Annotated in this window: 18 protein-coding genes; 9 read left to right on the forward strand and 9 right to left on the reverse strand. The window is 36.8% G+C overall.

The features are described 5' to 3' along the window. Positions 1-54 precede the first annotated feature (54 nt). Both ACM6F9_RS10695 and ACM6F9_RS10700 read right to left on the reverse strand, forming a co-directional pair. On the reverse strand, positions 55-651 hold the full coding sequence (locus ACM6F9_RS10695; RefSeq protein WP_414845713.1) for a Crp/Fnr family transcriptional regulator: 597 nt from the start codon (positions 649-651) through the stop codon (positions 55-57). Between the two features lie 111 nt (positions 652-762). Beyond that, positions 763-1,134: a winged helix-turn-helix transcriptional regulator gene (locus tag ACM6F9_RS10700; RefSeq protein ID WP_414845714.1), complete on the reverse strand. Its 372-nt coding sequence runs from the start codon at positions 1,132-1,134 to the stop codon at positions 763-765. Positions 1,135-1,236: 102 nt separating this feature from the next. On the opposite strand from ACM6F9_RS10700, the gene ACM6F9_RS10705 reads away from it, so the two are divergent. After that, positions 1,237-1,839 (forward strand): FMN-dependent NADH-azoreductase, encoded by a 603-nt coding sequence (locus ACM6F9_RS10705; protein WP_414845715.1) that lies wholly within the window; start codon positions 1,237-1,239, stop codon positions 1,837-1,839. Between the two features lie 286 nt (positions 1,840-2,125). Then, positions 2,126-2,542: a RidA family protein gene (locus ACM6F9_RS10710; protein ID WP_414845716.1), complete on the forward strand. Its 417-nt coding sequence runs from the start codon at positions 2,126-2,128 to the stop codon at positions 2,540-2,542. Here the strand turns inward: ACM6F9_RS10710 and ACM6F9_RS10715 are convergent. Further along, positions 2,539-3,855, reverse strand: a complete 1,317-nt coding sequence (locus ACM6F9_RS10715; RefSeq protein WP_414845717.1) for a M20 metallopeptidase family protein — start codon at positions 3,853-3,855, stop codon at positions 2,539-2,541. The two genes, ACM6F9_RS10710 and ACM6F9_RS10715, sit on opposite strands and share 4 nt — an antisense overlap. Before the next feature lie 474 nt (positions 3,856-4,329). Between ACM6F9_RS10715 and ACM6F9_RS10720 the strand changes: the two genes are divergently transcribed. From ACM6F9_RS10720 to ACM6F9_RS10735, 4 genes are read left to right on the forward strand one after another with little or no spacing between them, the layout of a single operon-like run. After that, on the forward strand, positions 4,330-4,776 hold the full coding sequence (locus ACM6F9_RS10720; RefSeq protein WP_414845718.1) for a hypothetical protein: 447 nt from the start codon (positions 4,330-4,332) through the stop codon (positions 4,774-4,776). Then, positions 4,773-6,848, forward strand: coding sequence for a GMC oxidoreductase (locus tag ACM6F9_RS10725; protein ID WP_414845719.1), 2,076 nt, complete (start codon positions 4,773-4,775; stop codon positions 6,846-6,848). Before ACM6F9_RS10720 ends, ACM6F9_RS10725 begins: the two co-directional genes overlap by 4 nt. A gap of 4 nt (positions 6,849-6,852) precedes the next feature. Continuing rightward, positions 6,853-8,307 carry a ferritin-like domain-containing protein gene (locus tag ACM6F9_RS10730; protein ID WP_414845720.1) on the forward strand — a complete coding sequence of 485 codons (1,455 nt, stop codon included), beginning with the start codon at positions 6,853-6,855 and terminating at the stop codon, positions 8,305-8,307. Positions 8,308-8,325: 18 nt separating this feature from the next. After that, on the forward strand, positions 8,326-9,852 hold the full coding sequence (locus tag ACM6F9_RS10735; protein ID WP_414845722.1) for a peroxidase, FMP-type: 1,527 nt from the start codon (positions 8,326-8,328) through the stop codon (positions 9,850-9,852). Positions 9,853-9,920: 68 nt separating this feature from the next. On the opposite strand, the gene ACM6F9_RS10740 is transcribed toward ACM6F9_RS10735, so the two are convergent. The 5 genes from ACM6F9_RS10740 to gndA form a co-directional block, all read right to left on the reverse strand. Beyond that, positions 9,921-10,559, reverse strand: a complete 639-nt coding sequence (locus tag ACM6F9_RS10740) for a TetR/AcrR family transcriptional regulator (RefSeq protein ID WP_414845723.1) — start codon at positions 10,557-10,559, stop codon at positions 9,921-9,923. A 732-nt stretch (positions 10,560-11,291) separates the two neighbouring features. Continuing rightward, positions 11,292-11,930 carry a TetR/AcrR family transcriptional regulator gene (locus tag ACM6F9_RS10745; protein WP_414845724.1) on the reverse strand — a complete coding sequence of 213 codons (639 nt, stop codon included), beginning with the start codon at positions 11,928-11,930 and terminating at the stop codon, positions 11,292-11,294. A gap of 689 nt (positions 11,931-12,619) precedes the next feature. Then, positions 12,620-13,330 (reverse strand): 6-phosphogluconolactonase, encoded by a 711-nt coding sequence (gene pgl / locus ACM6F9_RS10750; protein ID WP_414845725.1) that lies wholly within the window; start codon positions 13,328-13,330, stop codon positions 12,620-12,622. Between the two features lie 27 nt (positions 13,331-13,357). Continuing rightward, on the reverse strand, positions 13,358-14,839 hold the full coding sequence (gene zwf, locus ACM6F9_RS10755) for a glucose-6-phosphate dehydrogenase (RefSeq protein ID WP_414845726.1): 1,482 nt from the start codon (positions 14,837-14,839) through the stop codon (positions 13,358-13,360). Positions 14,840-14,853: 14 nt separating this feature from the next. Further along, entirely contained in the window at positions 14,854-16,272 is a 1,419-nt protein-coding gene (gene gndA, locus ACM6F9_RS10760) for an NADP-dependent phosphogluconate dehydrogenase (protein WP_414845727.1), read from the reverse strand. A 253-nt stretch (positions 16,273-16,525) separates the two neighbouring features. Here gndA and ACM6F9_RS10765 point away from each other — a divergent pair, with 253 nt between their 5' ends. Continuing rightward, a complete protein-coding gene (locus tag ACM6F9_RS10765; RefSeq protein WP_105703547.1) occupies positions 16,526-16,885 on the forward strand; it encodes a prevent-host-death protein in 360 nt (119 codons plus the stop codon). 138 nt (positions 16,886-17,023) lie between these two features. On the opposite strand, the gene ACM6F9_RS10770 is transcribed toward ACM6F9_RS10765, so the two are convergent. Then, entirely contained in the window at positions 17,024-17,782 is a 759-nt protein-coding gene (locus ACM6F9_RS10770) for a response regulator transcription factor (RefSeq protein WP_414845728.1), read from the reverse strand. Positions 17,783-18,572: 790 nt separating this feature from the next. Here ACM6F9_RS10770 and ACM6F9_RS10775 point away from each other — a divergent pair. Both ACM6F9_RS10775 and ACM6F9_RS10780 read left to right on the forward strand, forming a co-directional pair. Then, entirely contained in the window at positions 18,573-23,084 is a 4,512-nt protein-coding gene (locus ACM6F9_RS10775) for a GEVED domain-containing protein (protein WP_414845729.1), read from the forward strand. Positions 23,085-23,134: 50 nt separating this feature from the next. After that, on the forward strand, positions 23,135-25,960 hold the full coding sequence (locus ACM6F9_RS10780) for a T9SS type B sorting domain-containing protein (RefSeq protein WP_414845730.1): 2,826 nt from the start codon (positions 23,135-23,137) through the stop codon (positions 25,958-25,960). The last annotated feature ends 7 nt before the right edge of the window (positions 25,961-25,967 follow it).

The following is a 25,967-nucleotide window of genomic DNA, read 5'->3' on the forward strand; positions in this document are numbered from 1 at the left end:
AAACACCTTAATCTAATCTTAATGTTTCAAAAAATTAAAGTGAATGACTGAAAGCTAGTAATAAATTTTAGTACTTTCAATTTTAACCATTTTTTGTTCCTCCATTTTTTTGACATATCTGATTACCGTCTCTACCCGAAGACCGGTTAAAGTTGCTATTTGCTGCCGGGTGTAGGGAATCAGAAAGGAATAAGCATCTTCAAATCCGAAATATTTTTTGATATGATCAAACAGCTTCATGAGCTTTACGATAGGGTCTGAAATAGCCAGAAAGCTGGAGATCATGTACCTGAAATGCATTCTGTCTGCTATATATCTATTGATTTCCAGCATAAGATCAGGTTGTTCTACCAGTATCTGCAGAAATTTGGCTTTGGAAATCTTAATAATTTCACAGTTGGTAACTGCTATAGCATTGATAGCATATGGATGATCTGTAAACAAATAACTTTCCCCAATACAATGACCGTCAAAAGGCAGTCCATGAACAAATTCTTTTCCGTCTTCCAAAAAAGTATTCAGTTTAACAGTACCACTTCTGATCTGAAAATAATATTTAGCCATGGTACCTTCCTGAAAAACAGAACTTCCTGCCTCATAATTTTCCAGAGTGGCTTCATGGGAGAATAATAAGTCTTCACATATGATCATCTTGCTATTATTAAATTGAGTAAAAATACTTAAAGTATGAGCAATATTGCAACCTATTAAATACCACATAAAGGGGTTCTTTCGATATCAATACTCTCTTCTTTTATCTTATTATGCTGTGATTTTCTTTTTATGTTTTGAACCCCAATCCGCAAGAGCGGCAATCACATCTTTCAGGGATTCACTGTATTCTGTAGGGACATATTCTACCAACACTGGTTTCTGATCGGTAATAACAGTTCTTTCCACCAAGTGATTCACTTCCAGCTTCTTCAGTTCGCTGGATAATACTCTTGCTGAAATCCCTTTGATGGTTCGCTGTAATTCGTTGAAACGGGTATGTCCGCCCAAAATTGCAATCATCACTCTGATGGTCCATCTGCCTCCTAAAACATACAAAGCATCCTCAGTCGCAGCAAGATGAGTACTGCACTGCGGTCTTGAATACACTATTTTTTCTTCTTCCATTGTTCCTGTTTTCATTGATTACTAACCTAAATGTTATTACTAACCTTTTGGTAACTACTATCTTTTTATTAGTAAATATAGATAATTTTGAAACATCAATTTTAAAAAAAATCAAAAATGAAACGAGTACTTCATATTATCTCAAGCCCAAGAAGCGAGTCATCCATCAGTAAAAAACTGGGAAATGCTGTTGTAGAAAAAATTACAGCCAAATATCCGGACAGTGTTTTTAAAAAACGTGATTTGGCCAATCCTCTTTTTCCTCATCTGGAAGAAGCACACATCAATGCATTTTTCACTCCGGCGGAACACCGTACTGCTGAGCAGCTGGAAACTGTAAAACTTTCGGATACAGTAATTGATGAACTGCATGAAGCGGATATTATCGTTATTGAAGCTCCATTGTACAATTTCAGCATCACTTCTACCTTGAAATCATGGCTTGATCACATTGCAAGAGTGGGAAAAACATTCAGCTACAGTGAAAATGGTCCTGAAGGGCTGGTAAAGAACAAGAAAGTATATCTTGCCTTTTCAAGTGGCGGAGTGTATTCTGAAGGAGAAAGACAGGCTTATGATTTTGTAGTACCTTACTTAGAAAAAACGTTAGGATTTATGGGAATGACGGATATTTCTGTTGTCCGCGCAGAAGGACTTTCCGTTCCGGTCATTCAGGAAACAGCTCTGCAAAAAGGGATTGAAAGTATAGTTGTAGAATAAAAAATCAAAAAATGCTGTTTCAAAACTGTTATTCTGAATGAAATAAAATGTAATAAATAATCTCATGTGACTGATTGTTAACGAGATTCTTTGAACAATGTTCGCAGAACTTCATTCTGTGTCAGAATGACAAAAACCCAACTATTTCTCTTTAGGAAACAGCATTTTTTTATATCAGGATTTCATTACTACTAAAGAGAATCTTTACGCAATTAAAAGAATATTTTTCTCAACATATGTAAAGACTTTTATTGTTTTTATCTCTCATTTTTACCTAATCAAAATTATGGAAAAAACTCAACAACCTCAATTGATCAATCCAACGGCATTATTTAATCCCAGCCCTTATGGTTTTTCACATAGCATTTCTGTGGAAAATCCTTCCAAAATATGCTTTATATCTGGGCAGAGCGGCGGTGTCGGAGAAAATCATGTATTGGCTGATGACTTTAAAACTCAGGTTCAGGATGCTTTGAAAAATATGGAAATCATTTTACAGAGTCATTCTATGACATTTGATCATATTGTTAAAATTACTCTTCTCATTGTAGACCATAATCAGAAAAAACTTGAAATATGGGCTCAAGAAGCGAAAAAAGTTTGGAAAGAATCATTCCTGCCAACCAGTACACTTATTCCGGTGAGCCAGCTTGCTTTGCCTGGGATGTTGTTTGAGATTGATGCGATTGCAGTGAAAAATTAATTTTTGTTAAGACGTTCAATGATTAATGATGAAAAGCTTTTCACTCCGGTTCTGATGCTTTCTTCATCCACCTGAAAATTGGGAGAATGATTCATTGCGATCACACCTTTTTCAAAGTTGGAACCACCGAGAAAGAAATAAACTCCCGGAATTTTTTGTTGAAAATAGGCAAAATCATCATTGAAAAACGGAACCTGGCCATAGTCTGCAGCAACTGCATTTTTTCCATAGATGTTCTGAAGAATCTCCATTGCTGAATGCGTCAGTTTTTCATTATTGATAACCGTTGGATTTTCCTGAACAAATGAAACAGAAACAAGCTGATTTTGATATCCGCTGTCTTCAATCACTTTATGAACTGCAGGAATTATTTTATCTAAACGAGAAGCATTCGTTTCATACAGATAGGCTTCAAGAAAAGACTGATTATTTTTGGAATAAATATTAAATTTTCCGTCCGTGAACAGGTAATCTTTGAAAATAGTATCAGGATTGGTCAACCCGATTTTAGGATCAACAATAGATTGTATTTCCCAAGGCTTACTTCCGTTAGATGTTCGGAATAAAGCATTGCCGATTTTCTTTGTCAATCCGTTGAGTTGTTCTTCAGATAATCCGTTTTTCAGCTGAATTCGTATTCTCTTCTGATAAGCAAACATTTCATTAGGTTTCACCATAATTTGCCCTACAGGTGTAGCTGTTACATGTAATCCGTAGATTTCGTCAGGATTTATTTTGGAAAGCAATCCTTTGTTAACCATTTCTTTTGCTCCTTTGAAGGTTTCTTCTTCAGGCTGGAATATAAAATATACGGTTCCTTTCAAAGACTTTTTATTTTTAGAAAGAACCTCTGCAATCCCCAGCCCAATCGCCATGTGTACATCATGACCACAACCATGTTGAATGCCCTTTATTTTTGATTTGAAAGTTTCAGGATCGGGATAATCATTGGGTAACGCATCCATATCTGATCTCCAGGCTATCTTTTTCCCTTTTTTATCACCTTTCAGAATTCCTACAACGCTGTGTCCATAGTTATTTGTCTGAACTTCCAGCCCCAAATCCAGCAAATATTGTTTAATTTTTTCCTGAGTATGTTTTTCCTGACCTGCCAATTCCGGATTTTCATGAAACTGTCTTCTTACATTCACCAATTTATTGAATATTCTGTCCGTCTCCTCTTGAACAGATTGATGAACTGTTTGTTCATTCAAACTTTTGGAAGGAATATTTGTTTCTTTTTTGCTGTTTACACCTTGAGCTGTCAAAACAGAGGAAGCAAAACACAATAAAGTTAAAGTAAGTTGTTTCATGGTCAGTGATAATTGGTTTTATAATTGGTAATTACTGAATCAAAAATTCATTTATAGAGATTAGACATTCGCTGTTTCACTTTCGTTACATCCTGATCATCAATTTATTATTATTTTTTTAAGTCACTGAATCTTTCCGGTTTCAAAATCTTATCCTGAATTCAATACCACACTATTTAAATTAATTCTAAACTAGGTGAAAACAAAACACCTTGAAACACCCTTGAATAAAGGGTTTGTTAACAAAAATTAAAATAACCTCTACTACAAATTACGTAGAAATACTGAATCTAATCTGCAGGGATCTGATTAATTTCGGATAAACAAAAACTGACAAACTATGGATAGCTTGAAACCTGGACATTCATTTCTGAAAAAGAGGTGGTATCTGAAAAATCGGCAGCTATAGATCAATCGGCATGATTAGCTCCTGTAAAAAGGAGTTGAAGATATCTAACCTAAATTTTTAACGAAATGAACATCATTAACAAAATCCTCAACGTCGACGATTATTATTTCGACGTGTTTATGTCTATCTCGGAAAATCTCACCGGATTCACAGTCAACGAATTGCAGTCTACCGGCCTGGCAGAAACCTATTACACTTATATCCTCAAAAGCTTAGATGCAGCTACTTTCGTAGAATTTCTGACCGTTTCGAAAAATATTCTCGAAAAATATCCCCCTGGAGAGGAATTGAAAAAAGCCATTCAATCTGAAATTATTAAAAACCCGGGGATGACTGATATTTCAGGAAAAGTGATCACTATGTGGTATTTAGGAACCTGGGAAGGTGCTTATATCAATGATCTTTCTTACAAAGAAGGACTTGTCTGGAATCTTATGTATTCTCACCCGCCGGGAGCCAAACAACCTGGCTACAAATCTTGGAATATTAAACCTGTAAACAACCACTCATGAATCAGAACAACCCTAAAAAAGATGTGATTATCGTAGGAACGGGAATCGCAGGATCATTGATCGCAAAACTACTGTCGGATCATGTATTTGATGCCACAAAAGGAAAAATGATTCACCGTGCAGATGCCAATAAATCTGACAATATCCGTGAAATATCAATACTGATGTATGAAGCCGGATTAGAAGCTGGTCTGGAACTGGATTCGGTATCTTCAATGACCAATTATAATGAGTATATCCGTACTTTTTACAGAGAAGAAGCCAAGGTTCCTAATTCCCCTTATCCAAACCTGAAGCAAGCTCCTTCACCCAATGTTTTGGATATGGAACACATTGTACAGCCATTTCCTGATAAAAAGGGATATCTGGTTCAGTTTGGGCCAATGCCATTTGCAAGTGATGCTATCAGAGTAGGTGGCGGAACAACACTTCACTGGTTGGGAACCACTCCAAGAATGCTTCCGAACGATTTCAAACTTACAGAAAAGTATGGCATTACAATCCCTAAACCAAATTCTAATGAACCTACTCCGGTCAACTGGCCGGTAAATTATGATGAGCTGAAGCCTTATTATGAAATGGCAGAATTTGAAATCGGGGTTTCCGGAGATGTTTCAAGGCAGGAGTATCCAATTGCTGAGAATATGGAAGAATATTACGGAAATTATGTATTCCCTATGGAAGAAATTCCTCAGAGTTATATGGATCATAAAATCGTCGAAGGGCTTAAAGGTACCAGCGTAAAGCTAAGTTCCGGAGAGATTCCATTGATGATGGTGCCTTCTCCACAGGGAAGAAATTCTATTCCGAATCCAAAATACGGAAAAACGAAAATCATTAAAGCTGAACCTAAAGATTCCAGATATAAACTGATTTTAGACAGCTCTGAAAAAGAAGAATACAAAGCTCTTGGCTCCGTATGGAATCCTTATATGGGGGAACGTTGTGAAGGAAATGCTTCCTGTGTTCCAATCTGCCCTGTACAGGCCAAATACAATGCTTTAAAAACATTGAAAAAAGCTTTGTATAAAATTAATGATAATGAAAATCTAAGCCGTAATCCGTTTATGCAGGTTCAGGCTCAGAGTGTGGTTTACAGATTGAGTGTTGATCAGAATGATCAAGATAAAATCTCCAAAGTACACCTGAGAAGATATACTTCAAGAGAGAAAACAGATTTTATTGAAGAATCCATTGATACTTCTGATGCGATTGTAATTCTGGCTGCAAATGCTTTTGAAAATCCAAAAATCCTTCTGAATTCTAAATATACAGCCAATAATGTAACAAAAACAGTTGCCAACAGCAGTGATCAGGTAGGAAGAAACTTAATGGATCACATGGTAATGCTTACCTGGGGACTTTTCCCTGAGCCGGTTTATCCTTACAGAGGACCTGGTTCTACTACCAATATTTCGTCTTTCCGTGATGGAAACTTCAGAGGTGAATTTTCAGCTTGGATCTCTCCTCTTGACAATTGGGGATGGGGCTGGCCTGCATTTTCTCCGGGATCTGATGTGTCAGAATTTGTTGGTCAAGGACTTTTCGGGGCTGACTTGAGAAAAGAACTTACAAACAGACTTTCAAAACAGGTATTATTCCATTTTGAAATTGAACAGCTCCCTAATCCCAACAACAGAGTTACAATCAATGATCAATATCTGGATGTTCTTGGAATTCCGCGACCTGTTATTCATTATGAACTGACAGAATATGAGATGAAGGCGATGGAACAGGCCAAACATGCTTCTGATCAGATGTTCAAAAGATTAAATATCGAAGATTTCACAAAATATACAGCAGCAGATAAGAATTCCGTAATCTACAATGGTGTGAGATATTCTTACAACGGAGCCGGACACATTGTGGGAACGCACAGAATGGGTTCTACAGCGGAAGATTCTGTTACCAACAGCTATTGTAAAGCCTGGGATCATCCTAATTTATACATCGTAGGAGCCGGAAATATGACGACTCTGGGAACTTCAAACCCTACTTTAACCTTATCAGCATTCACGATCCGTTCTGTAGAATCTATCCTTGCTGATCTTGAAATTCAACTTAAAAAATAACAACATGAGACAAAAACTTATCAATAAAACAGCACAACCACAAGAGACATTATTAAAAGGAGCCGGAATGGCAGGCAGAAGCGCTGTTGTTGCAGATGCCCCTTCATTGCCTTCTTTATTATTTGATTCAACACTTAGCAAAGAAGACTGGATTGAAGGTTTAAAGCATCACAGCAAAACCTTAACTAATCTTTTGCTCAATGATCAGATCAAAGATTTTAATGCTTATCTGGAATCTCAGTTCGGTTCTGAAACTTCTGAATCCAGAAAAGGATTAACCGAAATTGATTATAAACCGGTTTTACAGGATCTTTTACAGACAGCTATTCTTATTGAGCACTCTACTATTCCACCCTATCTTACCGCTTTGTATTCTATAAAGGATGGAACTAATGCTTTGGCTTCACAAATTATCCGAAGCGTTGCAGTAGAAGAAATGCTTCACCTGATTATGGTTTGTAATGTTCTGAATGCCATTGATATTCAACCTTCTGTCAATCAAAAAGAGAACTATCCTACTTACCCGATGAAATTACCTATGAATGTTGATTTCTATGTAGGACTGGAGACATTCTCAAGCAACAGTATTGCGACATTTATTGCTATTGAAAGTCCAAGCAAACCCTTGGTAAAAGCTCCGAAATATGATCACGAAACCGACACTTCGGCATTATATTCCCAAAGAGCAGCTGTACAGGAAAACAACTTCTGGACGCTTGAAAATATGAAGGGCTTCATTATGGAAAATGTACATACCATCGGTGAATATTATGATGTTTTATTCTTCTATATCGTTATTTTCCAAATCATTGCTTATTACAAAGAGCACGGAACATTTCCGAAAACATTTGAAGAATTGAATACCGGAGGAATTTTCACAGGAAATCCATCTAAACAGATCCGTCCTGAGCAATACTACGGAAGTGGCGGAAAATTACACTCTGTAGAAGCTTTAGCAGGAGTAATTGCAGTTTTCCAGGAGATCAAAGGACAGGGTGAAGGGGCTGATGATTCTATTTTCGATGTTGATCCGTCTCAGTTTGAAGAAGGTGTGGAACTGGCTCATTATTTTAGATTTAAAGAGGTTTTCCATGAGCATTTTTACCTGGGAGGAAATTATGAACCTTTCATGGATGAAGACGGAATGATGCCTGTAACCACTCCACCTACAGGAAAAGATCTTCCGGTAGACTGGGATGAGGCTTATCCTATGAAACCCAATCCGAAAATGGAAGACTATGTAAAAAACAAAGAATTACATACCCAGGCTGTTGAGTTTAATAAAACCTACAGAAGATTATTAGATGCTATACAAAGTGCTGTAGAAGGTAATCAAAGGGAGCTTGAAAAGTCCATCATGTATATGTATGCCCTGAAAGAACAGGCTGTCAATCTAATGAAACAACCGTTGGATGCCCAAACCAATGCGGGCCCAACTTTCGAATACATCAATTTATAACCATAAAAACGATATATCATGTTAAAAAGAAAAAAAGAAAGTATCCAGGCAGGAGGTGAACAATTATTCCGTAAAATGCCGGGCAAACAGGAAACTAATTTGGCTGAGATTATGGACGGATATTCAAAGCTTCTTATTGATGATCCGGTAAGACCTTTCAGAGAAGACAACCTTCAGGCTATCGAGAATAATGTAGATTATGGAATCCTTGCTGCATTAGACGGTACATGGGTAAGCTATAATGTAAACTACAATAAAGACATTACCAAACCTTCATTAGCAAGCGGGGTACATACTACGATTATGCCTTCTCCGGGAACAAATTCAGGAACGATACCCGGAAAATTTGCTTTTGACAGTGAAGAATATATTGAGAAACTAACATTCTCCATTGTTCCGGGCGGAGTTCGTAACCGTGGTGGTGCAAGTGAGCTTTTCTGTGGAGCTGTGAAATATGAGCAGAGCATTAAAAGTGTAAATGCCGTTCAGGGGCAGGACGCTTTAAAATATACGCCTATTCATGAAGAAAATGGAATGTATCTTTGGCTGAGTGATGTCTACAACCATGCAGCAACTAAAGAATCTATTGAAAGAGACCGTGGTATTCATGCTGTTTCCACAGAAGATGCGAAATATGGATATACAGGAGAATACAGAGATGAGCCTTTGTTAAGAATTACACCAGACGGAGTAGAAAATCCTCAATATATCCTTCAAAGCCAGCTGCAGCCGGGACAGCCTTATTACGAGATTATTCCGGCTCAGGAAATAAAACCGGGAGCAGGACTTGACGGCCCTTATTTTATTCCGGACTACTCTATCTCGCGAAGCGGTGTGATCCCTCATGGAAGTACTATTACTTTATTGGGAGATATTATTCCTCAAAATAAAGACAAAACAACGTTTTATTTAATTGAAGGCTCGCCTCAATTCCCTTACGGTAAAGAAGCTTGGGAAACCAATCACCTTTCTATTTCACGTACAATGGGTAATGCAGGAGTAACGCCTGAGGAAATCATTGATCTTGATAAACCGGCACCGGCTTGGGTATATGAAAAACTCGATGATGATAATGATCCGGGCTCAAATAAAATTTATACTCAGAGAATACTTGCAGACGATCTATATCCCTATTCTGTACGACCGGATCTGAGACTTAGGGATACATTAAGAGGTCAGAAGGTCAGCAATTATGTTCATGTAAGAATGTCTTCCAAGATGAAAACCGGAGCGCAGGGAGGTGTTTTAAATGTTCCTTTTGTTAACCGTTTTGTTCCAACTGTGGAAGTGGATATGGACATGTGGATTGAAACAGTTATTGAAGACGGAAAAGAAATTCTTCAGCTTCAGTACGAGCAAATTGTATTCTTCGAATTTGATTTTGGAAATGATGGAGGTACTACAAGCTGGCCTCACATCCAGGTCAACACGCTTCGTAAGATACAGGATATCCCTGAGGAGCAGAGAAAAGTAATTGAGGAGCAGTTTTATAATACTGTCGGAAGTTCTGATGCTGCTTCAGGATGTCCTTACCATAAAGGTTAGGCTTGTTATAAGTATGATACAAAAAAAGAGGCAAATTATTGCCTCTTTTTTTTGTTCTTTATAATAGATTAAAGATTATCGTGGGTCTGCTCTACCATAAAAGATATCGCTTTTTTGATTTTTTCCCGTCCTTCAGGAGTATTGGTATCTATACCGCAGAAAATGCTGCCATTTTGAGAAGCAAACATATTCAGGTAATATAATCCGGAAACCATGATGGCCATAATAGAACGGTAGGTATCCATTTTATCTTTAAAATGAGATTCCATCAATAATTTGAAAATATATTCTCCATTTTCTTCCTGGGTATCAATCAGTTTTTTTAATGATTTCCTGGGCTCAGAAATAGTCCACAATAATAATTTTTGAGCTTCTTTATTGGCATACACGTAATCAAACTGTGAAAGAAGCATATGCTCGATAAATTCTCTCCCTCCATCTTCAAGACTCGGTTTCATCTTTTCCACTTCCTCGCTGGTTACTTTTACCCAGAAATCCTGTGTACGAACATATTCGTCCATAAGCCCATCCATTCCGCCAAAATAAGTATAGATCATTTTCTTATCTACTCCGGCAGTTGCAGCGATATCATTAATCTTCAATCCTCCATAACCTTTCGTTTTCAGGATTTTCCCAACCGCATCTAAGAATTTTTTCTTACTGCGTTCTTTGTTTCTAATACTTCCTGATGCTGACTTTCTTTCCATGACTAAACATTCAAAATACAAGTTTAAGAAATTTTTTTTTATTTTAGACACTAATCGGTGTCTAATATCAACTATTTGTATATATTTGCACAAACTAAAACCATTCTATATATAAAACACTACCGAGATTGAAAAATTAAAAATTATTCAGATTGTATCGTTAGTTCCCTCAGTTTAAAATATTTCGACATAAAACGACTGAGGTAAAAACACAACCAAACAGTATTATTTTCCATAATAATGCTGTTTTTTTTATTTTCTATAGACATTGGCAATCTTCCACGAAATACTTTTTTACTGATACTTTACCCTGCTCCCAATTTTTCCCTCCACAATGTATGTTTTTACTCATTACTGAAATCTCCTTTAAACTGTTAATAGTACAAAATGAATTATAATTCCAATAAAAAAGGTACAATATTTTTAAACGTTAAAAAAATAAATAACCTGATAATCAAAACATTAAATAAATTTAATGAAAATTTAACATTTTTACACACTTCACAGTGTCTTATTTTATATATTTGTACAAACTAAAACCATCTATATATTTAAAAACACTTTAGGTTGAAAAATAAAACAATTTAGATTGTATTATTTCAGTTCCCTTACTTTAAGACAATTTCGAATTCGAAACAACTAAGGTAGAAACACAACAAACAAACTGGCCATTAGATTTCTAATGGTTTTGTTTTTTTAAGAAATCAATAATTCCAAAAATCAATCTGTAAATTACAAATTTTCATAGGTTTGATGCAACAGAAAAGAAATAGCTTTCTTTATTTTATCTCTTCCCACAGTACTGTTAACGTCTATCCCACAGAAAATACTCCCATTCATTGCAGCGTACATATTGATATAATACAATCCTGAAACCATGATGGCCATTATGGATCGGAAATCCTCAGCATTTTCTTTAAAATGAGGATCCATCAACAGTTTAAAAATATATTCCCCATTTTCCTCCTGGGTATCGGTTAATTTTCTTAATGCTTTACGTGGTTCTGATATCCGCCATAAAAGCAGTTTTTGCGCTTCCTTATGAGTATAAACATAATCAAATTGATTCAATAACATTTCCTCCATAAAAGATCTTCCTCCATCATCTGATTTGGGTTTTATTTTTTCTACTTCTTCAGTGGTCACTTTGCTCCAAAAATCCTGTAACCGGATATATTCATCAATCAAACCATCAATTCCCCCAAAATAAGAATAAATCATTTTTTTATCTACCCCGGCAGTAGCGGCAATACTACTCACCTTCAACGCAGTGTACCCTTTTGTTCTCAATATTTTTCCAACTGCATCTAAAAACTTTTTTTTACTGCGTTCCGTGTTCCGGATACTTCCTGCCGCTGATTTTCTTTCCATGGTAAACTTTCAATCGTACAAGTTTAAGAATTTTTTTTCATTTTAGACACTTTTTAGTGTCTAAATGTATATATTTGCAGAAACTAATAACCATTTTTTATAAACAGACAATCTAAGTTGTGAGATTAAGAGAGATCAGATTGTACCGTTAGTTCCCTCAGTTTAAATACTTTTGCATCTTAGTAACTGAGGTAAAACATTACTCAAACAGCATCATTAGTCTACTAAAGGTGCTGTTTTTATGAATGGATGTATTTTTTAGCTTTAAATGATCATAAAAAATGTCATATTTCAGTTTTTATACAATTAAATCTATTTTTTTGAATTTTACTTCTGCTTAAAACGCCCTATATCAAAGGGTTTTATTGATTAAAAAAAAACTTTAACACTATTTTTTTGATTTTTTTCACATTTTAGACACTTTGAAGTGTCTTATTTTGTATATTTGCTTCAAACTAATAACCATTTTACATAGAAGCACTATTGATTTGAGAAAAATGAAAAGTTTTCAAAGACAAGCAACTAGGGTAAAAACACTAAATGTAACAGTATCGTTAACCATTTAATGATACTGTTTTTCTAAACTACAGAAGACTGTATATACCGATGATTCGGTTTTAAAATAGTTGATATGAAAAGAGACTGTCTCACGACAGTCTCTTATATTTTAAAGATTAAAGTAAATCAAATCAGCCTTTCGCTTTTTCGTCTGTGAAAAACTGGAATCCTTCTTTTCTTTCAATAAGCTGCATTGGGTATAATGCCGGATTATAATCACCGTTCAGCACTTCATTCAGCGCATGTTTTTTCGACTCACCAAATGCTACAACAAGAATATTTTCAGCTTTGTTGATCAATGGTGCAGTTAATGTGATTCTAAACATTTCCTGAGGCTTAAGGTAGTAGACAGATACCCATTTTTCCTTTTCATTTAAAACTTCTTCACCCGGGAATAAAGAAGCAGTATGACCATCATCTCCCATTCCTAAAAGGATAAAATCAAATATACCTTCATCACTAAGAACATTTCTGATATTTTGTTCGTAAGTTTTTGCATAGTCTTCCGGAAGAATTCCATCAGCATACATAGGAAAAACATTGTTTTTATCAACAGGAACCTGGCTTAGAAGCGCTTCATCCGTCATTCGGAAGTTGCTTTTGTCATCATTTAAAGGTACCCATCGTTCGTCTACCCAAAAAAAGTAAACTTTATTCCATTCAATTTGTTCTGCATACTTTTCAGTTGCCAATAGTTTGAAAATGGCTTTAGGAGAAGATCCTCCACTCAAAGCAACTACAAAACGGTCATTTTTCTGAATAGATTTTTTCGAAAGGTCTACAAATGCATCTGCAGCCTTTTTGTACAGTTTTTCCAGATCGTCAAATACTGTAATATTCATTTTTTTTCTGTTTAAATTTTTATTGTATTATACCCAGCTGTGTCCCTGTCTTTCAACCAAAGCATTACCATCTTCCGGGCCCCAGCTTCCTGCTTTATAATTTGGGAAAGATAAATCTTTATTATTTTCCCATGCTTCCTGAATCGTGGTAACAACATCCCATGCTTCTTCCACCTGATCGGAACGCATAAATAAAGTAAGATCTCCTAAAAGAGCATCCTGTAAAAGGGTTTCATAAGCTTCCGGAGTATCATCCTGACAAGCAAAATTATCAAAAATCATTTCTGCAGGTTTCAGATCCAATGTAAGTCCCGGTTTTTTCGTCATAAACTGCAGTCTGATATCCATCATCGGCTGAATATTAATAATCAACCTGTTAGCTGACAAAAGATGCGGACCGTCTGAAAATGTAGAATGAGGAAGCGGCTTAAACTGGATGGTAATATAAGAGTGCTTTTCTTTCATTTTCTTTCCAGTACGAACGTAGAAAGGAACATCCTGCCATCTTTCGTTATCCAGATAAAACTTAATTGCTGCAAACGTTTCTGTATTGGAATCTGAAGCAATTCCGTCTTCCTGACGATAACCTTTCACTTCCACTCCATTGATGGTACCTTTTCCATATTGACCTCGTACAGCATAATGATCTACCTGATCGGCAGAAATTCTGCGGATAGATTTTAAAACATCTACTTTACGGTCTCTGATTTCCCCAGACTGCAATGAAGCAGGCGGTTCCATTGCCACCATACAAAGAATTTGTAACAAGTGATTCTGAATCATATCCCTCAAAGCTCCCGTCTGTTCATAAAAAGCACCTCTGGTTTCAACTCCTACTTCTTCAGCTACGGTAATTTGCACAGATTCTATATATTTATGCTTCCATAAAGGTTCAAAAATAGAATTCCCGAATCTGAACGCCAATATATTCTGTACTGTTTCTTTTCCAAGATAGTGATCAATACGATAAATTTGTTCTTCTTCAAATGTTTTTGCTAGAAGACTGTTCAACTCGATCGCCGACTGTTTATTATGTCCAAAAGGTTTTTCTATAATAATGTGGTCTTTTTTCGGATCTGAAGCTAAAGATGTCGTTTTGATGTGATTGGAAATCGTAGTAATAAAATTAGGACCTATTGACAGGTAAAATAATCTGTTGGCTCTTATTCCGTAAACGGAATCAAAATCCTGAAGCTTCTGCTGTAGATTCTGATAAGAGCTTTCTTCATCCAATTGATGCTGAAAATAAGTAATATGAGCCTGAAAGCCAGCCCAATCCTCAGAAGTTACTTTTTTTCTGGAAAAACTTTCGAGGTTTTCTTTGATATAATTTCTGAAATTTTCGTTAGTATTTTCGGCTCTTCCCAATGCTACAATATTAAAGCCTTTGGGCATTCTGCCATCAATATATAAGTTATAAAATGCCGGAAAAAGTTTTCTTTTTGCCAGATCTCCTGTAGCACCAAAAATAACGATAGATGTTGGCTGCAAGATTCTATTTTGATTCATTTTTTTTCCGAATTTTAGTTGTTTGCTGTTTGCCAAGAAGTATGAAAAACGCCTTCTCTGTCAATACGTTGATAAGTATGAGCTCCGAAATAATCACGCTGAGCCTGAATCAGATTTACAGGAAGGGATTCTGTAGTATAGGCATCAAAATATCCTAAAGCAGTCTGAATTCCTAAACTTGAGATTCCGTTTGTAGCAGCATATCCTGCAGTTTTTCTTAAAGCTTTGATTCTTGATTTTACCAGCTCAGAAATATCGTGATCAAGGAGAATATTAGAAAGATTAGGGTTTTGAGTGTATGCAGCATAGAATTTCTCCAGCAATACAGAACGGATGATACATCCTCCTCTCCAGATTTTCACAACATCTTTCAACGGAATTTCAAAGCCATATTCTTCAGATGCTTTTACCAATAAAGATAAACCTTGCGCATAGCTGATTAATGTAGAAAGGAAAAGCGCATCACCTACTTCCTGAATAAACAATTCCGTGTTTTCCGGTTTGATGATTTCTGTTTCAGAATATATTTTAGAAGCCTGAACTCTCTCTTCTTTATAGGCTGATAAAATTCTTGAAGTTACCGCAATATCAATGGTAGGAATAGAAACTCCAATTTCCATAGCCTGCTCAGAAGTCCATTTTCCGGTTCCTTTTGCACCTGCCTTATCCAAAATCTGATCTACAAGATAATTGTCTGTGAATGTATCTTTCTGCGTAAAAATATCTCTTGTGATCTCAATCAGGAAAGAGTTCATTTCACCATTATTCCAGTCTCTGAAAACCTGGTAAAGCTGGTCATTATTCAAGCCAGCTCCTCTTTTAAGCAAATCATAAGCTTCACTGATAAGCTGCATAATGGCATATTCAATACCATTGTGTACCATTTTCACATAGTTCCCGGCAGATCCTTTGCCCATATAGGCTGTACATGCCTCGTTATCTACTTTTGCAGCAATGGCTTCCAACATAGGCTTCAGAAGTTTGAAAGCTTCAAGATCTCCTCCGGGCATTATACTCGGTCCTCTTCTTGCTCCTTTCTCGCCACCTGACACTCCCATTCCCATAAAATGAAGTTTTTTGGATGCCAGATCTGCAACACGTCTGTTGGTATCTTCAAAATAAGAGTTTCCTGCGTCAATGACAATATCACCTTCTTTCAAAAGCGGAGTAATGTTTTCCAACACTGCATCTACAGGTTTTCCTGCAGGAACCATCAGAATAATTTTCCTTGGGGTTTCTAATGCGGAAACAAAATCTTCCAAAGAGCCTGTACCTTTTACTTTCATTTCCGGAGTCGCTCCACTCTCTAATTCTTTAACTTTCTCCTGATCAAGGTCAAATCCTGCGATTGAAAACCCATTGTCAGCGATATTATAAAGCAGATTCCGCCCCATTACTCCAAGGCCAACCATTCCATAACTATATCTTTCCATTCTATTGGTATTAATATGAATTTTTATTATACAGAGAATAAAATTACGCAAATGCGCATAATGAAAAAAATAAAAGGAAAGAAAAAGTTCTACAAATTCTCGTTTGTCCCTCATTTATAAGCCACTAATATTCACATTTTCACATGATTTTATCTTTACAGAATAAAATTCAATCATTATTATGGTAATGATCTATTAAAACTGTCTGTTTTTTGGCATAATTAAACTTATATTTGCCAAAATTTATAAAGTAATGAACTATAAACTTGAACTCAACACTCAGGAGCCTAATTCTAAAATTGTTTTTCATAACGTCAAATTTGATTCGTTCAAGATTAATATAGTTGAAAGATATATCGGGTCCATGAAGGCTCGTCCTACATTATGTGAAGTTTTATTTAAAGTGAGAACTTTAGATGATGTACTTATCAACAGAAGAGACGGTAATATAAGAGTAAAGATTAAGGGTGATGATTTTGAAACTTATCAGAAATTATCCAGAGATCTTAGTTCTTATGAATACAAAAACAAACTGATCAATAGAAAGGAGGTTGAAGAAAACTATGTGCACTTCATCCTGAGTTTAGTGATTGCCAATTACCAGCTTAATTAGGCTGTTTCGGGTATTGCTCCTTTATTATGTCTTGTAGAGGAGCAATTCTCAAAAAAATATTATCGCACAGGATATGACAGGTTTTCAATATTTTGAAAACTGTAAATTATATCTGGTAAAATTTTAAAAAAATAGAGTTTAAATCAAATTATTCGATATTACATAGGAAATTGCTTCAATAATATTTTTCACCCCAATTCTTTCAAACAATTTGCTCCTGTGAAACTTTATTGTGCTGGGAGACACAAACAACTGTTCTGCAATTTCTTCTATTGTTAATCCCTGAAGATAGAGTCTTATAATTTCTATTTCTCTTATTTTCAAAGTGATTTTACACTCTTCCGTCCATTTCCCGGTAAAAATATTATACTTCCAATAGGAATCAGATGTATTGGAAATGATGCGGATATTTCCGGCAGTCCGGCTTAGGGAATAAGATACTACACAAACTACTTTAGAAATTTCGCCCTGATCACAGATTTCTATGGGTGTGATTTTGTGATTCACAAGAACATCCACACTATTAGCATATTTAACATGGAAATCATAGGTAATGGTATGCACTCTTTTTTCTTCCGGTGAAAGACACTCGAAAAACTTTAACCCGTTACTGTTTACTTTTTTTAAAATTTCAAGATCCTCCTTCTTCGTATATTTCCGGAAAAAATTATAACCCATTTTTTCAACCTCAGCAGAACTCAGCCCTGAAAAAAGCAAAGGATTTTCAGATATGAATTCCAATTTTCTTGTTTTGAGATCTGCAACATACACACAGCCTAAACTGGTTTTCGATACAGCTTTCAGTACGTTGAAGTATTTATTTTCGCTCTTATCTTCAGAAATCGGTACACTGCCAGACCTTTTCCTGGTATACAATAAATTTATTTTATCACTCATATTTTTGACATGATAATTGGGGTAAAAAACTATTTTATTAGACTACTTTCTGCAAACATATTCATAATTAGGCTAAATAAAAAATCTATTAAAACTTAATTATAATTAAATTTAAAACTACAAAGCATTTATTTTAATAATAAAAAAATCTAAACTTTATTATTTTGTTGAATTTTTAACATACCATAAAAGGCACTTTCCAATGCTTCAATAGTGAAGAAACTGAATAAACAGATAAAACTAAAAGATAGCTTTAAAAAAAAATAAGTATTCCAAAACAAAAACCCGGGTATTATCTCTTCTGAAAGTAATTCTTTAAATTCCGTTACAACTTAATTCATCACCTATTGAGTTAAAACTATACAAAAGTATAGTAATATTAAATTTTTATTAAATTATTTTTACCCAAATCATAATAACAAAATTAATATTTAAGAAATCTCTTAGAAAAATGAAAGAAACTAAAACAAATTAAATCATCTCAAACTTCAACGCAGCCAAGTGAATGTTTTTTATCATCTAAAAAATATAAAAACGACTACTAATCTGCGTGTCAATCTACTCTCACTTACTTACACCCTACTACTTCTGTTTATCCATTCATCACTTTTATAAAAGTGTGGTGGTAACATAGTACTATACTTTAATATGTTTATCGTCTCTGTGAACTTAAAAGCAGAGAGTATTTTCTATGGATTTACCAATAAATCCAGTGGAAGAACTCTGCATATCAGTCTAAAGAAACGTTTAAACCAATTGAATTTCGAAGTTTAACTTAAAATGAAACTATATGAGAAAAATTCTACCTATTATTTTATTTTTTCTGATTTTCACATTCCATGCCAGGGGGCAGACCTGTACTTCTGTTCCGGTGCCTTTTTTACAGTCATTCAGTACTGGGGTACTTCCGGCTTGCTGGACCAGTCAGAATCCCACTTCAACCTCTACAAACGTGAATGTTAAGTGGAAATTTTCAGGAACAGCCGGATATGGAGTTACCGGAAACGGAGGAAAACCTGCAGGAACTTTTGCGTGGGTTGATGCTTCTACCCCTTATGCGGATGAACATACAGTGGAGCTTATAAGTCCTCAGATCAATTTAGCGGGATTAACAAATCCTTATATCAAATTTGAATGGCTTAAGGATCACTTAACCGCACTTAACGGAACAGTACCTGCGGCTGACAATAATGCATTAAAACTCTCTGTGAATGACGGTTCCGGGTGGGTACAGGTATGGTCCAGCGACACCAATTCCCCTGAATGGAGAACAGTAGGTGTACCTCTGGCTGCAAGCTATGTGGGAGCAACTATTCAGTTAAAGTTCACTGTAGATAAGGATGTTGCAGGAAATGGGAATTTCTATGATGATGTATTGTTGGATGAGGTTCAGATGATTCAAGCTCCCACCTGTTTTGAGCCTACTACGCTGCCTGCAAGTAATATCGCGCCTGCTTCTGCTACGCTCAACTGGACGCCACCGATGGCTCCGGCACCAGCACCCGCCAATGGATATGAATATTATTACAGTACCAACAGTACTCCTCCTATAGCAACAACCGTTGGTACAGGAAGTCCGGGAACAAGTGCCAATATCGGATCACTTACTTCCGGAGCTACTTATTATTGGTGGGTAAGATCTGTGTGCTCTCCTACCGACAAATCACCTTGGATTCCAGGTGCTCCTTTTACGCCGGGACAGATTGGAGGAGGTACTGCTACCCATGCATTTTTACCGGTTTACTCCTGTTCTGCATTCAATTATTCTCAACAAATTTATTTAGCTTCAGAAATCGGAGCTGCTGTAGGAACCAATAATTATATCACAGCTATCCGGTTTTTTGTTTCTACAACTGGAACTGCTCAAGCTAATTATAATCAATGGGTAGTCTATATGGGAAATACCGCACAAGTAGACTTTGCTACCACTACAAGCTGGATCCCTTCATCTTCACTAACACAGGTATATTCCGGTACTTTGCCGACAATGACACCTGGTACATGGGTTGAAGTACCTTTAACCACACCTTTTTTATGGGACGGAACAAGCAATGTGGTGATAGGTGTTGACGAAAATTCTACCGGAACATCATGTACGGCAAACTGGGGAAGTTATTCTGCGGGAAACAACCGTGGTATAATTTACTATAATGCTACTACAAATCCTGATCCTGCCAGCCCTCCTATTGGGACAAGCAGATATGCCGTTCTGCCAAGAGTACAGTTAGCAGGTACAGTATTGCCCAGTTGTACGAATACCCCTCCTGCTAATATTGCAGTGAACAACATCACCGCAACCTCAGCAAATATTACATGGACTGCCACTGCGAACGCTACTTATGTTGTAAGATACAGAATACCACCTTCACTTACGTGGCAAACCATTAATGTGACGACGCCTTTCACCAATAGCATAACGCTTACCTCTCTGATTGAGCAAACTCAGTATGAAGTACAGATTGCAACTATTTGTGGAACTCAGGGATCTTTTTCTGCACCAATAAGTTTTACTACACCTGCATTGACTTATTGTAATGCTGCCACAGCAACCGTTACAAACGGCTATATCAACAATATAACGATGATGGGTACCAATGTGCCTTTAACGAGTAACAATTCGGGAGCAACAACTTACACAGACTATTCTTTAGATGCTACAAAAACAATTACTCTTCTGAGAAATTCAGCCAATAATACATTGTCTGTAGGAAGATCCATTATATCCGGAACGTATTCTACCAATGCATGGATAGATTTTAATGGTGACGGTATTTTTGATAATAATCCGACGACAACTCCCGGCGGAGAAAGAATTATGAATCTTGGATATTCAAGCACGACACCTGTTACTGCTGCTTTTGCGGTTCCGGCCAATGCTTATTTAGGAACAAGTAAAATAAAAATGCGTGTCATTGTATATTCTTCTACTCCTGCCAATGCCTGCGGACCTTTAACAGGTAATGGAGAGGTGGAAGATTATTATGTAAAATTCATAGATCTTCAGTCTTGTACTACTGCAGCCCCTACGAATATTGCAGTAAATAACCTTACTCATAATTCCGCTTATGTATCATGGATCCCTGCATCCAATGCTACTTATATTATCAGATGGAGACAAGGAAGCACAGGAGCGTGGCTTCCAAGTGCTGCAGGGCAAACTCTGCCTGCAGGACAAAGTTTTTATACGATTACAGGTCTTGCTGAACAGACAGGATATCAGGTACAAATTGCAACCATATGTAATGGAAGTCAAGGAGCATTCTCTCCAAGTGTAAGCTTTACAACAACACCATTAACTTATTGCAATATGACCGGAACAGGTACAAATGACTTTATTTCAAATGTAAAAGTTACACCTGTCAATTTCCCGGTAATGGATAATACTTCTGTTCAGACGAATTATATCAGCTATACAACACCGGCTACTCTTATTAATCTGGAAATAGGTTCGCAGGGAAATCAATTATCAGTTTCTAAAGAATGGGCAGGAACTCAATATTCTGATGCAGTAAATGCATGGATTGATTGGAACAGAGACGGAGTTTTCACCGATGTTGAAAAAATAATGACTTCTGCAGCGAGTACGACAACTCCAATCACAGCCAATTTTGATGTTCCGGCAACGGGAGTTTATACAGGTCCGTTAACGACAACCATGAGAGTGGGACTGAAAAGAACCAGTGCTCCTGTCATGTGCGCAGATGCTGCCAATGGAGAAGTGGAAGATTACGCTGTACGATTAAGACCTTGCAGCAATGCGACACCGGGAAATCCAATATTCACCAATATTACACACAATTCTGTAAACATCAACTGGACTGCAGCAACCAATAATAATGCCTTTATATTAGAATACAGACCTGTTACCACTCCTGCTTCTGCATGGACTCCTTTAAATCTGTCTGTTTTAGGGGGAAATCCACCCGTAACAATCAATGCTTTAACTCCTGCTACGACTTACGAGGTAAGAATTGCAGCAGTTTGTGGCAGTGGCGGAATCGGAGTTTACACTCCTATAAAAACATTTACAACAAGATGTGATCCTACTCCTCCATTTGTAACCATAAGCAACGTAACATCCAATTCAGCATTAATCACCTGGAACCCAATTGTTCCGAGTGCATCTTATATTTTAAGATGGCGAGAAGTAGGCAGTACTCCTTGGAACACACCGACAGTTCCTCAGCCACCAGCTAATTCATACACGATTCAAAATCTTGATTCATTCAAAACATATGAAGTACAGGTAGCCAATATCTGTAATGGAGAAACAACTGCCAATCCGTGGTCTAATCCAAAAGTATTTACGACAGAGAGAATTTGTGAAATTCCTCCTCCAGGATTGATGATTACTCAGATCTTTCCGACAACTGCAGAGGTTGTATGGGATCCGTTTCCAGGAGCAACTTATATATTGAAGTACAGAAAAGTAGGAATTCCAAGCTGGACTGATGTTGTAGTACCCACAAATACTTACACCATCACAGGTTTACTGGAACTTACGAAATATGAAATGCAGGTGGCTAATATCTGTAACGGAGTCCCGGGAAATTTCACAAAACTATACTATTTCACAACTCCTACAGTAATCTACTGCCCTATGTCTGCAGCTAGTTCTACGACAGAATTTATTTCAAAAGTAACGGTAAAACCTAATGGTAATAAAGAAATGATCAATGAATCTCTGGCGTCTACCTATTCAAATTTCACAGGAAATCCTTTAAAGTTCATTGAATTAACACAGGGATCAAAAGGTAACCAAATTACTATTGATAAGACTCTAAGCTCGGGGATCAATGCAGGAGTTGCAGTCTGGATCGACTTCAACAGAAATGGAGAATTTGATATCAATGAAAGAATTCTGGCAGACGGACCTAATGGAAACCCAACGGCAAGTACTACCTTCTCAGTTCCTGACAATGCCTTTATCAGCATGACAGATTATAAATATGTAGTAATGAGAATCGCTTTACAGAAGGATGGTATTCCCCTGAACTGTACGAATTTCAAGGATGGTGAAGTGGAAGATTATACGGTCAGAATTTCTAAACTGCCAGTACCAAATTCGCTTAACCAATCAGATATTCATATTTACCCCAATCCGGTAAGTTCAGTATTGTATGTAAAAAATATAAGTTTCAAAGCTCAATATAAAATTTACAGTGCTGCCGGAAGATTAATATCAGCCGGGATTATCCTGAACAACGCTATTGATGTCAGCAATCTTATCCACGGAATGTATATGATAGAAATAGAAGATGGAGGAGTTATCGTTCAGAAGAAATTTATAAAAGAATCTTAATCTCCTTTGGATATGAAACTTCAATTTTTAGAATCAAAATTTTGTAATTCATGAAAAACATTATATTCAGTTTATTATTTATATTACTGGCCATCCCTATTTCGGCTCAAAGAGATACGGATCACTGGTTTGCCCCTTATTATGCTTCAACCAGTTATACGCAGGCATTATACCTTTCTACAGATTCTGCAACACCTTTTGTAGTTACTGTTAATAGCAATAATGTTCCGATTGGCACTGTTACAATCAGTAAAAATGCCCCTCAGATATTTGTTATCCCCATTGCTGTTATCGCTGCAAATGTTACATCCGATGCCTTTAGTATTATCAATAAAGGATTGCATGTACAGGGAACCAAACCATTCTATTGTTCATTAAGAATTGTAAGTGGTACCACTCACGCTGAAATCATAACAAGTAAAGGAAAAGCCGGAATTGGAAAAGAATTTTATGTGGCCGGAACTCCTTCCACAGCAACATCCACTGGTAATAACTTCACAGCCGGGGTATTGGCAACAGAAAACAATACCATAATTACTGCTACATGGAGTGGAAATGTAGCATTCTTTGGTGCAGCACCTGCAGCGATCAATACTCATACGTTTACTCTTAATAAAGGGCAGTCTTTTATTTTTGCAGGTGGACCAGGGACAGGTGGACAAAATCAATCCGCTTTTATCGGAGCAAAAATTGTTTCTAATAAACCGATTACGCTTACTAATGGAAATGTTAATGGAAATTTTGGAAGCAATACCAGTGCAGGTTCGGATGCTATTCTCGATCAGTCTGTGCCTACAGAAAGACTTGGAAGTACTTTTGCCATGGTAAGAACCCGATCTACCAATGATGATCTGGAAGGAGGTATCATTATTGGAACTGAAGATCATACCCAAATATTTATCAATGGATCCAACACTCCAATTGCAACCATCAACAGTGGTGATTTTTACAGAATTTCGGGAAGCAATTATGTGCAGCAGGGAACTTCGGGGCATTTTAATATGTTTATAACGACTTCAAAAAATGTGTATTTGTATCAGTTGGTTTCTGTGGGAAACAGCAGTGCTACCTGTGGTTACAACTACATTCCGCCATTAAACTGTTTTCTACCCAGAAAAATTGACGAAATCGGAAAGATCAACGAGATGCCAACCGGAGCCGGAACAACAAGTACCGTCCCGAACGGAACTATAGTAAAATTGAATATTTTAACTGAAGCCGGAGCCAATGTAACAGTGAACGGGGTGCAGCCAGCCGTATCGGAGGGCCCTTTTCCATTAACAGGAAATAATAGCTGGGTGACCTATGCTATCCCTTCCAGTACAGGGAATGTTACAGTTATTTCTGACAAAGCAGTAACTGCGGGAATCAATGGAGGATACAGTACTTCCGGATATGGAGGATATTTTGCTGGGTTTTCTTCAATTCCATTAATTGCAAAACAAACAGGAGAATGTATTCCCGGTATTGTACTGGAGGTTGATGACAGCTACGATACCTACCAATGGTTTCTGAATGGAAATCCTATCACCGGGGCCAATTCGAATACCTTTACACCTTTGGTTTCAGGAAATTATACGGTAAAAATTGCTGTAGGCTCATGTACTCCCGCAATCACTCCGGTATATAAAGTGTATACATGTCTTGAGGAATCTACCAAGACTATGACGGTTTGTGAAGGATATCAGGCTATCGTTCCTGAATTTTCCAATTCTACTCAAAGCTATGTTCCGAGTACAGTAACAATTCTGACACCTCCGGTAAACGGTACAGCAACCGTTGATCCCGCTGGAGTTATTAATTATACGCCTAACTTCGGTTATATGGGTACAGATACTATTGTTTACAAATTCTGTGGAAACAATCCGGACTTTACAGATTGCGAGCAAGTAACTTTAACCTTAACAGTTTCTGAAAGTCCCATTGTTAAAAATGCAGCCTTAAGATCATGTTTTGAGCCTTCCAATCCGGTACTTGGTAAATTTGACTTAACCTCTGCCGGAGTGAATGTGCAGCCGGGAACCATTAAACAATATTACCCTTCTCCGGCTGATGCCCAAAATGGAACCAATGAAATTCTGACTCCCGCCAATTATATCGCTCCTGACGGAGTAGTTTATATTAAGGTAAGCAATGCCAACGGATGTTACAGAATTGCAGAAGTAACGCTTACTGTGATCCCTCCTACTTACTCAGATGTATTAAAGGATCAGATTATCTGTATGGAAAATACCATCACACTGGATGCTGGATCAGGATTTACTTCTTATCTATGGAGTACCGGAGCAACCACACAATCCATTAAAAATGTGGGGGTTGGAACGTACTGGGTAGATCTGAAAACCAGAGAATGTACTACCAGACAGACCGTAAAGGTTTATCCTTCTGAAAACCCTGTTATTTCGGAAATTAATATCAGTAATAATACCGTTACCCTGACTGTAATTGCAGGAACTGCGCCTTATCAATATTCGATGGATAATGTAAGCTGGCAAAATGAGAATATATTCACCAATGTTCCTCGCGGAAGCCATACTTTTTATGTAAAAGATGCTTACAACTGTACTCCCGTAGAGGTAGAAATTACGGTTCCGAATCTGATCAACATCATCACGCCTAATGGTGACGGAATAAACGATGTACTGGACTACTCTGCTTTATCTGACAAACCTAATTTCACATTCAGTATTTATGACAGGTATGGAAGTAAAATCCATGAAGGAAGTAAATTGAACGGATACAAATGGGAAGGAAGTATAGGCGGTAAAAAAGTTTCTACCGGAAACTACTGGTTTGACATGGGCTGGAATGAGACCAACAAAAAACAGACTCCAATAAAATATACGGGATGGATTATGGTAAAAAACAGAAACTAATATCAAT

The sequence above is a fragment of the Chryseobacterium sp. IT-36CA2 genome, assembly GCF_949767875.1.
Lineage (GTDB): Bacteria > Bacteroidota > Bacteroidia > Flavobacteriales > Weeksellaceae > Chryseobacterium.